This is a genomic window from Zavarzinella sp. (assembly GCA_041399155.1).
In the GTDB taxonomy this organism is placed as follows: Bacteria; Planctomycetota; Planctomycetia; order Gemmatales; family Gemmataceae; genus JAWKTI01.
The window spans coordinates 60,765-76,078 of the sequence record JAWKTI010000004.1 but is presented as its reverse complement, the minus strand read 5'-3'; the positions used below and the strand labels follow the sequence as shown (position 1 = coordinate 76,078).

The following is a 15,314-nucleotide window of genomic DNA, read 5'->3' as shown; positions in this document are numbered from 1 at the left end:
CACCGTATAATTAGGAAAGGTGATTTGGTGGTTCCCATGGACGGTCCAGAGAAATTTTCCGATATTTTGGCCCAGCTTTTTACCAGTCGTGGCTGGGGGCGGCAGCAGGAAGCCAATCAGGTCGAATCGGCCTGGCTGGAGGTAATTACTGCATTGAATCCCGACTTTGCCCCACAAACTCGGTGCCTGGGGATCAAACGGAAAAAAATGGAAGTAGAAGTAAACAACGGGGTGCTCTTTCAGGAATTAACACAATTCCACGAACGGAACCTCTTACGGATGCTGCAAGAGCTACTTCCCAATAAAATAATTACAGGTTTCAAGTTCCGTCGTGGGAACTGGTAACAGGGTATTTTGCCTGCACCGGATGAGGTTTCTCTTCCGCTAGCAAGCAGCAGATTGGAAAAGGCGATTGAATGAGTACCGAGACACTGCCAGACGAAGAATACAGCGAAAAAAATACTCAGGTATTGAAGAATCGCGACCATATTCGCAAACGACCTGGAAACTACATTCCCGATGCAGGGAAACAAGGTTTGCACCACCTTGTATACGAACTCGTTTACAATGCCGTTGATGAACATTTGGCTGGGTATTGCAAAAACGTTCAGATCATTATTCATTTAGATGGAGGCCTGAGCGTAGCTGATGATGGCCGGGGCATCCCGGTGGGTATGATCGAACAGGAAGGAAAATCCAACCTCGAAGTGGTGATGACCATCGTGGGTGCCGGTGGAAAGTTCGATAACAAGGCATACAAGTCATCTGCTGGTTTGCACGGTATGGGTGCCAAGGCAGTGACCGCATTGAGTGAATTGACGCGGGCTGAAGTTCGTCGTGAAGGGAAAACCTACATGATGGAATTCGATCGCGGTCTAGCCTCCACGCCGTTAAAAGAACTGGGGCCAGCAGACCGTACCGGTACCAAAATTACCTTCTGGCCGGATGCAGAGATATTTGGAAATATTTCTTTCGAATTCGATGAGCTTGAAAGTAGGATGCGGGAACTCGCATTCCTGAACCGCGGGCTGTCGATTTTATTAAAAGACGAACGAGCAAATCGAGAAGTCACTTTTTACTATGAAGGCGGTGTTGCGGAATTCGTTAAATGGATGAACCGCAATGAAACCGGTCTCCACGAACCGATTCACATACTGAAAACAGTTGAACACGAGGACACCGCTGGAGAAAAAGAACAGATCAAAGTTGAAGTAGCACTGCAGTACACCAATGGCGAAGATGAAAAAGTAAGATGCTATGCCAACAATCAATATAACCCAGAAGGTGGTACTCACCTCACTGGTTTTCGACGTGCGTTGACCCGCGTGGTCAATACCTATGGCGAAAAAGAAAAACTGTTTAAAGACGATATGAAACCGGAAGGGCGCGATTTTGCCGAAGGTTTGACGGCAGTAGTGAATATCACTCTGGCAAAGCCACAATTTAAATCTCAGACCAAAGTACGACTGAATAATCCTGAAGTTGACGGTGTAGTTAATGCTGCTGTTTCTGAAATTTTAACCAAATATCTTGAAGAAAACCCCCAAGATGCCAAGCAGATCATCAAAAAGGTGATGCTCTCTGCCGAGGTACGTGCTGCAGAAGCCAAAGCCCGCAAGGCACTGATCGACCGCAAGAAAATCCTGGGTGGGGCTGGCTTACCCGGCAAACTGATGGACTGCACCTCCCGCAACCGCGATGAAACCGAACTGTTTCTGGTGGAAGGGGACTCTGCAGGTGGCTCTGCAGAAAGCGGCCGCGATCGCAATTATCAGGCGGTGCTGCCACTGCGGGGTAAAGTGCTGAACGTGGAAAAAGCCCGTCTGGAAAAGTTGCTGCAGAACAAAGAAATCAGCAGTCTGATCGGTGCGATTGGTGTCGACATTGGCAATCCCGAAGATACTGGCAAACTCCGCTATGGCAAAATTGTCATCCTGACTGATGCCGATGTGGATGGCCAGCACATCCGCACGTTGCTGCTGACGTTCTTCTTCCGGCAGATGCGGAAATTGATTGAAGACGGCCATATTTACGTGGCACGTCCCCCCTTGTTTAAGGTTACGGAAAAGAAGACCGCACGCTTTGTCCAGACCAGCGACGCCATGATGACCGAGCTGATCCGACGTGGGATGCAGGACACCCAGCTTCGCGTGGGGGAAAAACGGATCGAAACCACCGAACTGGAACGGCTGGCACTGGCATTAGATCGGATCGATCAATCGCTGATTATTCTGGAACGGCGGGGTACCGATCTGAACAGTTTCATCGCCGAAGCCAAAGAGGGCAGGCTGCCTGTATGGCACGTGCGGGTGGGGCCTTCGGAATACTGGTTCCACAATTCGGAAGAAGTGGATGCCTTCCGTCAGCAGGAATCGGCACGCCTGGGTCACGACATCATCATGGATGACGCCACCGAAAATGCGGGCGATGCGATTCATTTTCTTGCTGAAGAGTTTCACGAAATCCGCATGATCAATCGCCAGTTGGCGGTGCTGAACGAGTTCGGCTTCGGGCCAACCGATTTGATCCCTGCCCCACGGATTGCGGGACGCGAACCACCCGTCCGTTACACGTTAACCCACGGTGAACAAACGAAAGTATTGCCCCACCTGCGGGATTTGACACTGAATATCAGACGATATGGAGAATCGGGCATCAGCGTGACCCGCTTTAAAGGGTTAGGCGAAATGAACCCCGACGAACTGTGGGACACCACCCTCGATCCGGAAGCACGTACCCTCTTACGAGTGACACTGGTAGATGCCCAGAAAGCTCACGACCTGTTCCGCACATTGATGGGTGAAGAAGTGGAAGAACGCCGGAATTTCATCATTGAAAAGGGAATTAACGTTTCCGACGCCATCGACTACGGTTCTTAACTATCGCTTTTCGCGTTTCAATTGTGCGAACACCACTTCTCGTTTACTGCGGATAATGCCAACCAATCCACCAGTTTTCGGATCACGCGCGATGCCCTGGCCTTCCCACGGGCAGGTGTAAATAGCCTTTACTACCGCTGTGGTGCGGTTTGTGGGCAATTCCACATGGTAAATCAGTTTTTTATCGTGCCCCGTGGTCAACAGTTTGCCATCGTGCCAGATGCCACCGGAAAGGCTGGCTCCATCCCATTCCGCAACCAGTTCTGTGGGGTAGGTCCAGCGTTGGAGCTCTTTCCAAGCTTTGGAATATCGGATGACCACTGATTTCGCATTCTCTTCTTTGTAATGGGCGAAGTGACACCACCAACTGTCTTCGTGAAGTATCGCCCACGTCAGGCTGCCTGCGGGCTGTTCAAATCGATGAAAAATTGTTAATTTTTTCGTGCTGAGATCCCACACACGGATATCGCTTTCGTGCGGCACCGCAGGATAATTGGAGTGGGCACAATACACTTTCCCTTCCCACAGAAAGGCACTGTTCAGGTGCTTTGCTGGGCCATCGCTACGTGCCGTTTCTTTGCCAGTGGTGCGGTCGAATTGCACCACGCGGGTATTCGAAACCGCGTAAAAGTGTTTTTCGTCTGCTGCCGCTGCCTGCGTGGCATCTGGCACCGCAAACGTTTTCGTGGCAACATACCCCGCCTGCGGTTGTGGTAATTCCCCACCGTGGCTGGCGAGTTGCCCAGAACAGATCACCAATACGAGGAAAATTGAGTATCGAAGTTGAAACATGGTGCGTCTCATGCAGTGCATTCAGTCATACGTTAAACGCACGTTGGTGGTGCAGGCAAGTGAAATCAGCATGAAGAACTTAGTGCAACGGACTTATTCTGCTGTCGCAGCTCGAATCAGGCGGTTTCGAACTGCCGCCCAGGGTGGGGTATTTTCCGGCAACAACCACACCAGGTGGGGCAGATTTTTCGCATCCAGCTGGTGCAGTACGCTGTACAAAATTTTGGCGTAAGCTTCCGGCTTCTCTGGCATCAGCCACAGATGATCATCCCATTCTGGATCGATCAATTGGTGCGTCACCCCCAGGCTGCCTGGATGTACGACTAACATTTTCATGAATTCTTCATGATTGTGGGCCAGCAGTACGGGTGTACGTGGGGCATAGTGTCTGCTGAGCAGCCCAGGTGATTTCAACGTAACTTCTTTTCTAGCAGTATCTTGCAGCAATACTTCCTCGCCCAGCAGTGCGGCAATTTCTTTTGCCTGAATCGGTCCTGGACGCAGCACCACTGCGGGTGTGACAGTCAGGTCGAGCACCGTTGATTCAATCCCACATGACGTGGGGCCACCATCAATAATGAGGGGGCTATCATTCTCGAACGATTGATACACATGGTGGGCAAGGGAAGGCGAAATTTGTCCCGAACGATTCGCTGAAGGTGCCGCAATAGGCACACCTGCCGCCTGAATAATCTGCTGGGCAATCGGGTGTGCAGGCCAACGCACGCCAACCGTAGCCCCACCTGCGGTCACAATTGGAGGTATCTGTGGGCCTGCCGGCACAATGATTGTCAACGGGCCTGGCCAGAATTGTTCTGCTACGCGTTGCATCCTGTCATTCCACGTGGGGGTAATTTGTGGCAACATTTCCCACGAGGCGATATGGACAATCACCGGATTGGACGCGGGGCGACCTTTTCGCGCAAAAATTGACGTAACTGCTTGCTGGACAAGAGCATTCGCACCCAAACCGTACACAGTTTCCGTGGGAAAGGCAACTAATTCGCCCGCACGCAGTAGTTCACCTGCACGTGCGATATTTTCCGGTGTGGCAGGAACGATAAACCGATCATGTGGCAATTTTTGTATACTTTTGTCCACTTTTGGATAGCCGGTATGATTAAGTGCAGGATGTTGAACCGAAAAGTATGCGAACTTGGAGAATGATACGACTTTCGTCGATTATCTGCTTCCCAAATGTCCAGATCGGTGGTAGGATTTCGGTATAATAAATGTCGTCGGTGTTTTCACTATCCTTTCTGATCGAAAACAGCCCACGACATGTGCAACCTGATTAACAGCATGACTTGGGCGTACTGATGGCTACCTCTTCCCAAACGATACCCACCCTGACACCGGATAACCGGCGAGTTGCTGTCGAAAGCTACGAACGCGCCAATCAGGTGATTGCCAACAACGATTATGATTATGGCATTCGCCTGCTGCTGACGTGCTGCAAACTGGACCCGACGAACTTAACCTTTCGCAAAAAATTGCGTAAAACTCAAAAGTTAAAACACAATAACAACATGCGTGGCAGTCGACTGGCCACGATGAGCACCCTTCGCACGCGATCCAAGCTGAAATCGGCAAAAAATGCCAATGATTACCTGATGGTGCTGGAGCTGGCAGAAGAAATTCTGACCCACAATCCGTGGGATTCGGGCGTGCAACTGGATATGGCGTGGGCTTTCGAGGGGCTGGAACAGGTTGATCTGGCAATTTACATTATGGATCAGGCAAGAGAAAAAGATCCCCACGATGTAAACGTGAACCGTGCGTTAGCCAGACTTCTGGAAAAACGTGGTAACTTCCTCCAGGCAATGAAGTTATGGCAAATGGTGCTGGAAAAGCTGCCCCAGGATAAAGAAGCAGGAACCAAAGCCAAAGACCTGGCCGCCCGCGAGACGATTGCCAAAGGCAATTATGAAGGCGTGCTGTCCGATTCTCAACTGGATGTGGGCACCGCAAACCAAGCTGCACTTGCGGATACCGCAGTGGCTAATCCATCTCCCTCCCGTCTGGAACGGGAAGTGGCACCTTTATTAGAAAAAATTCATGAGAATCCGACAAATGCCCGCCTGTATCTGCAATTAGCCAGTATCTACCAACGCAGCAACGAAACGGAAAAGGCCCGCGAGATTCTGCAGCAGGGCCTGGCACCCACCGGGAATGATTTTTTGATCCAGATTGAACTGCTGGAAATGGATCTGGTGCCGCTGCGAAAAAATATTGAGTTGATTGAAAGCAAAATGGTGCAGCAGCGTGCCGCACCTGAGGAATCGAAATACACTGCAGAACAATTGGAAAACGCCCGCAACCGGCACGCGAAAGAACTGCGGGATCGGGAAATTGAACTGTACCGCCTGAAGGCAGATCGTTTCCCACAGGAAACAATTCATCGGATCCGTTTGGCTGAAAGCCTGATTGCTGCCGGAAAGCTGGATGAGGCGATTACAGAACTGCAGGTTGCCCGCAAAGATGTGCGAGTCCAGTGGCAGGCGAACATGCACCTGGGGATTGCTTTTGCCCGCCGCAACAATTGGCGGTTGGCATTACGAAATCTGGAAGAAGCCCTCGACCAGATGCCCAGTGAAATGGATGAAGAGCGAAAAGCAGTGCTGTTTGAACTGGCCAACGGCTACGCACAATCGAAAGACCTGCCCAAAGCAATCGAATTTGCTTCCGACCTGGCGAATCTGGACTTCAACTACCGTGGCATCAGTAAACTGCTGGATGAATGGTCCGCCCAGGAACAATCCGCCTGAGTTTCAGCAGTGGGTCAACCCATCCTGCCATCTTGTCAGGTTTCCTGCCAAATTCGGCATCAGTGGCTGGAAATCTCTAACAAAAATATCATCGCAACCGCTTATTCCACAATGACTTGCAAATAATTTTTTCGAAATCCCAGTTTGGGTATACAATTTGCTAGTAGTTTGTTAGGCTATCATCGATTCGGTGATGCACCGTGCCAAAAACCGGTACGCTGCCTCTTCAATAGTAACGCTCGATGGGTAGAGAAGTGACGATGGTCGAATCAGTACGATATTCGATTCTGATCACGGATGACGATACAGGCATCCGCGAAGCACTGGCTGAAATATGCGAAAGTCAGGGATTCCGCCCGATCCTGGCCGAGCATGGTGAGCAGGCAATAGATATTGTGCAGCACGAACCAATCCATTTGGCATTGCTGGACATGAACATGCCCCGGATGACAGGCCTGGAACTGCTGCAGATTGTGCGGCAAATCCATGCCTTGCTTCCTGCCATCCTGATTACTGCAGATGCCAACATGGAGCTGTTGCGGAAAGCCTTTGAAGCCCAGGTTTACAGCGTGGTGCCGAAACCATTCGAGCCCACGATAATTAAATCCACCGTCTTTCGGGCGTTGGCCAAAGTTTACGGTCAGCCGGAAGAACACGATAGTAACACTAACAACAAGACAGAGGAAAAAGAATGAAAGTCGCACCGCTGAACGACAAGATTCTGGTAGAACGCGTTGAAGCAGAACAAAAGACCGCTGGGGGTATTTTGCTGCCCGATAACGCCCGCGAAAAACCCAAGCAAGGCGTCATTCTGGAACTGGGTGAAGGCAAAGCTCTCGATTCCGGCAAACGATCTTCATTTCAAGTGAAAAAAGGCGACAAGGTGCTGTTCACCTCGTATGCTGGCTCTGAAATCACCGTGGATGGCAAAGAATACCTCATCATGACGGAAGACGATATTCTGGCAATTGTGGATTAATCTGCAGAGAACTGCCTCACACTTTGTAAATCAGCTTCCAGAACAAAAATACCCTCTACCGCCTGTGGGACAAAACGTCCGGATTGACCACTTTGTCTGTGGGCCAGCCACCACTGGCGACTTCCGCAATCGCTTCCGCTGCAATGCGGCCCATATCGTCGCGGGATTGCAGATCGACCCCCGCAGTGTGGGCAGTTAACAGCACATTCTGAAAACCCATCAGTGGGTAATCAGGTGGGAGGGGCTCCTGGTAATGCACATCGATGCCAGCACCGGACAATTTCCCAGCTTCCATTGCTTTCGCCAGTGCAAAGGAATCGAGCACCTCTCCCCGGGCACTGTTCAGCAGAATGGCACCGGGCTTCATCTGCTCTAACTGCTTACTGGAAAAGAAGTTACGTGTGGTTTCCGTCAGCGGCACGTGCAGCGTCACAATATCAGCAGTGGGCAGCATTTCATCCATCGTAACCAGCGGAATGGCGTGCTGTTTCACAAATGCGATATCGGGGAAAGGTTCTACCGCAAGTACCTTCAGGCCAAAGACTTGCGCTCGCAAGGCCATTGCTTTGCCAATCCGGCCCAGCCCCACGATGCCTAGCGTTTTGCCCCGCAGGGGTTTTGTAGGGTAACGTGGCCATTCACCCGCACGCAGGCGACGATCCTGGTCTGCCAGATTTTTCAGCAGATAAAGCATCATGCCAAAGCAGTGTTCTGCCACCGCTTCATGGTTGGCACCAGGGGTGTTGGTGACCACAATTCCCAATTCGGTGGCTGCGGCAATATCCACGCCATCGTAGCCCACACCTGCACGGGCAATCATTTTCAAATCGGGCAATTGTTCCAGGATTCGGCGGGGGTAACCTTCGGAACCTGCCAGAATATACGGAAAACCACCCGCACGTGCGAGCAGTTCTTCCGAAGTCAGTTGACGTGGCTTATCGTGGTAGTGCATTTCAAAGCCCGCCTTCGATAAGACATCGTAATACGGGCCCGATCGCTGCCCCAGGTGGGCAGGTGCAATTAATACTTTTTTCATTTTTCACCATCGGTGGGTGAGGTAACCGATTTCTATTTGCCGACTTCGAATTGATCCCTTTCTCGAATCAAAGCGAATGTACAGCGATCTAAGTTTAAGGTTCGTCACCCACGACAAATGAGTAGGTGAACCAGAAGGCATGCGGTTTGTCTTATGGACTAGTCTGGTGGCCCAGCCGGGTGAAAAAATGAAGTTTTGTCAGAAAATTGCAGAAACTTGCGGTTTTTGTTGACGAGACCCACTCCAGTGGCGATGATAGCAGATACGTTAGTTGGGATTTTTTTGCATCGTCGCTGCAAACGGCAGCAATCGGCAGTGGGATTCGTGTCCTGTTAAGTGGGACGCAAGCCGATGCTGAAGAACAGAAAGGAGAACCATTGAGCAACGCGACAATCACCAAAACGACTCTTCCAAGTCCATTGCAACGTGCCTGCCTGGCAGCACGCACCGCACGCGACCAGAAAGGGAAAAATATACTTGTACTGGATATGAAGGGTTTGCACCCCTTGTACGATTTCTTCATCCTTGCCACTGGTAGCAGTCGGCGGCAGTTGCACAACCTTGCAGAAGAGATCGACTCTCGATTACAGGCGGTGGGCGACCAGCGAATTGGCATCGAAGGTTATCAATCAAGCAAGTGGATTGTGCAGGACTACACCGATTTACTGGTGCATGTATTCGACCCAGCCACACGGGAATATTATGCTCTCGAAGAATTGTGGGCAGATGCACCCCGAATCGATTGGGAAAATCAGGAAGAAGACCCTGTCGATTAACCCACTTCAGGTATCATCCACTCCAACAGACTGATGGGGGAGTGGTTTTCAGGATATTCGTCGCCTTTTGGCCGACCATTTCCAGAACTGTTGGCGTTGGTGGAAGCGGCTACCAGGCGATTTTCATTTTCAATTCGACAAATACTGTGACAATTGGGCAACCGAAAATCAAATAGTGGGTCTTTCTGGCCCGATTTGACAATGCACACGCCACCGTTCCCTGGTTGGCCACTGTAGGCCAGAAAAATGGTATCACGCACCACAAACAGGTCGTGAAAATAGCCCAGACTGTCTTTGGGAAGCTGAAATTGCCAGATTTCCTTACCGGTCGACAGGTCAAACTGCACCAACGTGGGCATTCCCTGCACAAACCCGCCTGTTTTCGGCTGCGTGCCAGAAACCAGCACCGATTTCTGATCGTGGGAGAACACAATCGTTCTTACCCCACCAACGTCCTGCAGGCGGTGCTTCAAATAGAGCACGCTTGCATCCAGTGTGCGAAGGAGCTTGCCATTAATGAGAGAATATTCATGAAGTTTGCCGAAATCATCCCCCACCCACAAAGTCTGCTCGGTGGGAGAAAATTGCACACTCATCGGAATGTGCTCTAACTTCCATTGCTGCAACGGTTTATCGTCTGTCAGTGTCCGCACCGTCACTTCCCGCGTGCGGGCCGCCGTTGCCAGCATTTTGCCATTCGGGTGGGCTGCCACTGCAACAACCCAACCATTGTGTAATTGTTTGAATTCCTTTGCTTTTGTTGTCTGGTCCGCAGCCACGTTCCAAAGGATGGCATTGCCCCAACTGTCTACAGAAACGGCACTTGCGTCAGAAACTGCTTCAATGGCGGTGCACCACCCCTGATGTCCAGGTGTCGCCGGTTTGGGATGCAATTGTGAATCGTGGATATCCCACCGTAAGACCTCGCCATGAAAGCCCGCAGCCAGAATCGTTTTTCCCCCACAGAACGCACGCACGCGGGTGACTTGTTGGTTCGCTGGCACCGAATGCACTACAGCCAGAGGAGCTTTGGGCTTCGGTTTTGGTGCGGGTTTCTTGGTTTGCATCGGAACTCCAGTGCTTAAGCAGTACTCGTCTCAGGCGGTTGCTGTCGATTCAATTTGAATAGAACCCGGTTGATCAAAAGTGCACTTTTTTCATGATCCTTGAAGTAGATTACCACAGCCAAAATCGTTTTTCAAACTCGATTTTGTGAACCAATTGAAATGATTCTTTGAATAACATTCAGTCCGATGAATAACGCAGTTCCGGGATTTGTCGAAGATACACGTTTAGAACGAAATCCGATTTCATCGAAAATTTCTGGTCAATTACAGAAACTATTGCCGCAGGGCGATGAGATCGTGTTAAGCTGTGCGAAATCGGTTTGCAAACGCCCTTTCTTGGGTAAATAGTCCCCTCCCATTGGAAACAGACAATGACTGCTAAAAAGCCAAACTGGGTCCGTCGTCATCGACGCAGACTTATGATTGCATTTCTTCTGTGCGTGCTTGCCAGCGGTTATGGATTGATGGTCGCTGTAGAGATTGTCCGCAATAGAGCCCACAAATCGGCAGATAACTGAAACCTGAAACAATTGTCGGTGGCGGTCGCCACCTATTACGCCAATGAGGGGAGATACCCACCACCGTACGTGCTGGGGCCAGACGGCAAGCCATGGCACAGTTGGCGGGTGTTGCTGTTACCGTATATCGAGCAATCGAATGTGTACGAAGAATACCGCTTCGATGAACCATGGAATGGACCGAACAACCGGAAACTTGCTGATCAGATGCCGAGAATTTTCAGATTCCATGGTTCCGAACCTGCTGGGAATACCACGACAAACTATCTGGCTGTCGTGGGGCAAGAAACGGTATGGCAAACTGAGAGACACATTACTGCAGAAGATATCCAGGATGGGCTTGACCAGACAATTCTGCTGGTAGAAAACAATGGGGCAAAAATTCACTGGATGGAGCCACGGGATCTGAATCTGGCCGATATTGATTTGAAAGTAAACAGCCCCGCAGGGGTAAGCAGCCCATACCTGAATCCTGGAGTTGTGACGGTTAATGGCCAGGTGTTTTCACTTCGTCCCACGATTCAGCAGGATGTATTGCGAGCATTCTTTACCATCAACGGAAAGGAAAACCTGCAGCAGAACCAGAAAGGCGACTGGGAATTACTTTCGGATGGTCGCAATCGGCTTCGTCTGGAACCGTGACAGCATTTTGAAATCAGATAATTGTTCAGGAACGGGATCGGGCATTAACGGTAATAATCGTCTTCATCTTCCTGATAACCAGGTAAATCAAGTGCCTGCTTTCTGGCATGTTCACTCAGCGTCGCTTTCATTTTTACAAAACAGGCATTGCTCCAATTCTGAATCTCGCAGGTTTTTTTCAGATAGGTCGATAGTTTTGAACCAAGCAGTTCCTTTGTTTTTTTGGGTTCCATCGCATCGAAATACACCTTCATCCCCACGCCGATTCCGATTAGACTAAAAAAACTGAGTGCTCCCAGGGAGACATAAAAGTAGACTTCGTTGTCGGTAATGGCATAGGTGATTGCACCTGCCAACACGATCAGGATCGGCGAAAAAACGCAACCCAAGGTCACTCGCGTCCGCCAGCGATCGATCCTTTGCCATTTTTCGAAGCAGAGAGCACAGCATTGCAGGCGAAAGTACAGCCAGTCTTTCTCAGCTTGGCCAGTATAAACTCCAACGCCATCCACCCGCAGAAACATGGTTTTCACGGAATCGTCCTGTGCTTCACATAACAGACACTTTCTCAACTTAATTTCTCGCTAAGGAAAGTTGTGATGGAGAACAGAATAGAGATTATTTCATGAGAAATCCTTCATCTTTGTAGGTAAAATTAGTCCTTTTCTGCACGTTGGTGGTTCATTTTTCCACCAGTTTGTCCCACCGATTCGCGGGAATGATCTCATTTTTCTCAGAAAAGAGAAAATTCTCACCATTTATCTCTTGCTATTCTCTGGCGATTAGATCAGAATGGAGTGTCACGCCGTTAGAAACGACTAGAAATGGTCGCTGTTTACTTTATTCGTGGAGGTCCTACCCATGCCAACCTGTTCAATCCGTTGGCTTTTCCTCCTGTCTGTTGTGGCCTGTACTACAACGACAGCATTCGCAGACTTGTACAACAACAAGCCACAATCGAACGATGGCATTACGCTTCCAAAACCGGAAGAAGTTGCCTCCATTGCTGGCTATCCTGAAAAAGTGCACATCAAGGGCATGGACGATGCGGCCCAGTTGATTGTGACAGCTACCTTGAAAAACAGCCGCCTGCAGGATCTGTCAGGTGATGTCCAGTACAGCAGTTCCAACCCGAAAGCAGCCCGCGTGCTGCCAAGTGGACGGGTGCTGCCCGTTGGCAATGGTGCCACAGAAATTACTGCCACCTATGGCAATCAATCGGCCAAGGTACAGGTAACCGTTACCGATACGGATGTGGATCTGCCGATTAACTTCCCCAACCAGATCGTGCCGATCTTCACCAAACTGGGTTGCAACTCCGGTGGCTGCCACGGCAAAGCAAGTGGCCAAAACGGCTTCAAATTGTCGCTCTTGGGTTTCGAACCGGATACCGATTTTGAATCACTGGTGAAAGAGACCCGTGGTCGTCGCTTGATGCCCACCTCTCCCGATGCCAGCTTATTCCTGACCAAAGGAACCGGTTTGGTTCCCCACGGTGGGGGTAAGAAGATGGAAAAAGATTCCGACGAGTACAAACTGGTGCGTCGCTGGATTGCTTCTGGTATGCCATACGGTGCAGAAACCGATCCCACGGTGACGAAAATCTCCGTCTACCCACCGCACCGCATTCTTTCGCGAAATAACCGTCAGCAGTTTTCCGTTTATGCCCACTACTCAGATGGTTCTACAGAAGATATTACCCGCCGTGCTCAATACGAAAGTAACGATCAGGAAATTGCCACCGTGGATGAAACCGCAGTGGTACGCACCCTGGGTCTCAGTGGCGAAGCAGCAATCATGGCCCGCTATCAGGGGCAAGTGGCTGTTTTCCGTGCCACCGTGCCGCTTGATGTGAAAACTCCAGAATGGACTTTCCCTGTGCAAACGGTTGTTGATGAGCACACCACCAAAAAGTGGCGAGACCTGGGCCTGGTGCCTTCTGATCTGGCCACGGACACCGAATTTGTGCGTCGGGCTTATCTGGATATCTGTGGTACGCTGCCCACACCCGCACAAGTGACTGCTTATGTGGAAAACAAAGACCCCAACAAACGCAGTGCACTGGTTGATCAACTGGTGGACAGCGAAGAATATTCTTACTACTTCGCCAACAAGTGGGCCGATATCCTCCGCGTGAAACGGGGTGGCCAGAACGCTGCTCAGCGGGCTCAAGGCACTTTTGCCTTCCACGGCTGGATTCGCGATGCGATTGCCAAAGATAAACCATACGATGAGTTCGTGCGGGATATTCTCGGTGCAACCGGTGATGAAACCAAAGCACCACCCACCGTGTGGTACAAAGACCTGAATAATCCCGAACAATTCGTTGATGATACCGCTCAGGTGTTCCTGGGTCTGCGGATTGCCTGTGCCAACTGCCACCACCACCCATACGAAAAGTGGAGCCAGGACGACTACTGGGGACTGGCAGCATTCTTTGGACGCATTGGTAAGAAGAATATTCGCCTGCCAGGTGCCCCACAGAATGTGAATACCGAAGTAATTTTCACCCGCTCTAATGGAAGTGTGACTAACAAACGCACCAACAAGCCAGCAGAGATCAAACCGCTGGATGGTGAGCCGGTTGTGCTACAATCGGGTCAGGACCCTCGCCAGAAACTGGTCGACTGGATGGTGGAACCGAAGAATCCATTCTTTGCACGTGCAGTGGCGAATCGCTACTGGGCCCACTTCTTTGGGCGTGGTATTGTTGATCCGCTGGATGATATGCGGGTAACCAACCCACCCAGCAATCCAGAATTGCTTGATGCACTGGCAAAAAATCTGATTGACAACAAGTTCAGCCTGAAAGAACTGGTGAAAACCATCTGCAAGAGCCGTACCTACCAGATTTCGGCTAATCCCAATGAGTTCAACCAGCACGATAAGCAGGCTTACGCACGCTACTACCCCAAACGGATGAGTGCAGAAGTGCTGCTCGACGCAGTCAATCAGGTAACCAACAGTCCCACGGTGTTTAACAACCTGCCACGCGACCGCTTTGCACCGAACCGGGCAATCATGCTGCCGGATGAATCGTTCACCTCCTATTTCCTGGATGTGTTCGGTCGCCCACAACGGATCAGTGCGTGCGAGTGCGAACGAGTGTCAGAAGCCAACCTGGCTCAGGCACTGCACCTGCTGAACTCTTCAGAAATCCAGGGCAAACTGACTCAAGGTGGGAGCCGGGCATCGTTGCTGGCAGATGCCAAAGACACCCGCGCTGATGCTGAAAAGGTCACGGAACTGTTTATGTGGGCCTTTGGTCGCAAACCTTCGGAATCGGATATGGCCACCGCACTGGAACATATCACCAAGAACGAAAAGACCAAAAAAACTGCTTACGAAAACATCCTGTGGGCGCTGATCAACACCAAAGAATTCCAATTCAATCGCTAAGCAGTGTTTGGCCGATTTGTGAACGACGAGCAAGAACTCTCGAAGGTACAGCAGGAAGCAGGGATTCAATGGTTCCACGGCTACGTTGAGAGAATCAGCCGCTGAATCTCCCTTTGCGATGCCCCTGTTGCTTTTGTCGTACACTCGACGAACGAGGAAGATTTGACATTTGTCCCGTGTGCTTTTGGGAGGATGACGATCAGGACGACTACGACGCCGATGTTGTTCGTGGCGGGCCAAATGGTTCATTGAGCTTGACGCAGGCGAGAAAGAACTACCTAGATTTGGCGCTTGCGACGAAATGTTTATTCAGAACGTTCGAAATCCAATGCCTGAGGAACGAACGGGAATGTCGTAACCATCGGCTATAGTTCTTGGACGATCGCTTCGTTGAGGCGTATATTTTCGCCCACTCATTTTCCTTTCACTTTTCCACCTGTTCGATTACTGAAAACCAC

At 50.5% G+C, this 15,314-nt stretch carries 13 protein-coding genes; 8 read left to right on the top strand and 5 right to left on the bottom strand.

All coding sequences use genetic code 11. From position 1 onward, the window contains the following. Positions 1–36 precede the first annotated feature (36 nt). Both R3B84_18015 and R3B84_18010 read left to right on the top strand, forming a co-directional pair. Positions 37–345 (top strand): DciA family protein, encoded by a 309-nt coding sequence (locus tag R3B84_18015; GenBank protein MEZ6142458.1) that lies wholly within the window; start codon positions 37–39, stop codon positions 343–345. Positions 346–416: 71 nt separating this feature from the next. After that, positions 417–2,879, top strand: a complete 2,463-nt coding sequence (locus R3B84_18010) for a DNA gyrase subunit B (GenBank protein ID MEZ6142457.1) — start codon at positions 417–419, stop codon at positions 2,877–2,879. Here the strand turns inward: R3B84_18010 and R3B84_18005 are convergent, their stop codons facing one another. Both R3B84_18005 and R3B84_18000 read right to left on the bottom strand, forming a co-directional pair. Then, positions 2,880–3,671, bottom strand: a complete 792-nt coding sequence (locus tag R3B84_18005) for an endonuclease (protein MEZ6142456.1) — start codon at positions 3,669–3,671, stop codon at positions 2,880–2,882. It lies immediately after the preceding gene. Positions 3,672–3,764: 93 nt separating this feature from the next. Beyond that, complete coding sequence (locus R3B84_18000; protein ID MEZ6142455.1) at positions 3,765–4,751, bottom strand: L-threonylcarbamoyladenylate synthase; 987 nt, start codon at positions 4,749–4,751, stop codon at positions 3,765–3,767. A 239-nt stretch (positions 4,752–4,990) separates the two neighbouring features. Here R3B84_18000 and R3B84_17995 point away from each other — a divergent pair, with 239 nt between their 5' ends. From R3B84_17995 to R3B84_17985, 3 genes are all read left to right on the top strand, one after another. Further along, positions 4,991–6,439 carry a tetratricopeptide repeat protein gene (locus tag R3B84_17995; GenBank protein ID MEZ6142454.1) on the top strand — a complete coding sequence of 483 codons (1,449 nt, stop codon included), beginning with the start codon at positions 4,991–4,993 and terminating at the stop codon, positions 6,437–6,439. A 260-nt stretch (positions 6,440–6,699) separates the two neighbouring features. Next, entirely contained in the window at positions 6,700–7,134 is a 435-nt protein-coding gene (locus tag R3B84_17990; protein MEZ6142453.1) for a response regulator, read from the top strand. Continuing rightward, entirely contained in the window at positions 7,131–7,418 is a 288-nt protein-coding gene (locus tag R3B84_17985; GenBank protein MEZ6142452.1) for a co-chaperone GroES, read from the top strand. The genes R3B84_17990 and R3B84_17985 overlap by 4 nt, the downstream gene beginning before the upstream one ends. A 55-nt stretch (positions 7,419–7,473) precedes the next feature. Here R3B84_17985 and R3B84_17980 read toward each other — a convergent pair whose 3' ends face one another. After that, complete coding sequence (locus tag R3B84_17980; GenBank protein MEZ6142451.1) at positions 7,474–8,454, bottom strand: phosphoglycerate dehydrogenase; 981 nt, start codon at positions 8,452–8,454, stop codon at positions 7,474–7,476. Positions 8,455–8,660: 206 nt separating this feature from the next. Here R3B84_17980 and rsfS point away from each other — a divergent pair, with 206 nt between their 5' ends. Beyond that, the gene (rsfS, locus tag R3B84_17975) at positions 8,661–9,230 is read left to right on the top strand and encodes a ribosome silencing factor (protein ID MEZ6142450.1); all 570 of its coding nucleotides are present in this window, start codon (positions 8,661–8,663) and stop codon (positions 9,228–9,230) included. Here the strand turns inward: rsfS and R3B84_17970 are convergent. Further along, positions 9,227–10,297 carry a hypothetical protein gene (locus tag R3B84_17970; protein ID MEZ6142449.1) on the bottom strand — a complete coding sequence of 357 codons (1,071 nt, stop codon included), beginning with the start codon at positions 10,295–10,297 and terminating at the stop codon, positions 9,227–9,229. The genes rsfS and R3B84_17970 overlap by 4 nt on opposite strands. 530 nt (positions 10,298–10,827) lie before the next feature. Here R3B84_17970 and R3B84_17965 point away from each other — a divergent pair. Then, positions 10,828–11,457 carry a DUF1559 domain-containing protein gene (locus tag R3B84_17965; protein MEZ6142448.1) on the top strand — a complete coding sequence of 210 codons (630 nt, stop codon included), beginning with the start codon at positions 10,828–10,830 and terminating at the stop codon, positions 11,455–11,457. A 44-nt stretch (positions 11,458–11,501) separates the two neighbouring features. On the opposite strand, the gene R3B84_17960 is transcribed toward R3B84_17965, so the two are convergent. Further along, positions 11,502–11,990, bottom strand: coding sequence for a hypothetical protein (locus R3B84_17960; protein ID MEZ6142447.1), 489 nt, complete (start codon positions 11,988–11,990; stop codon positions 11,502–11,504). 328 nt (positions 11,991–12,318) lie between these two features. Here R3B84_17960 and R3B84_17955 point away from each other — a divergent pair, with 328 nt between their 5' ends. After that, positions 12,319–14,856 (top strand): DUF1553 domain-containing protein, encoded by a 2,538-nt coding sequence (locus R3B84_17955; protein MEZ6142446.1) that lies wholly within the window; start codon positions 12,319–12,321, stop codon positions 14,854–14,856. Positions 14,857–15,314 lie beyond the last annotated feature (458 nt).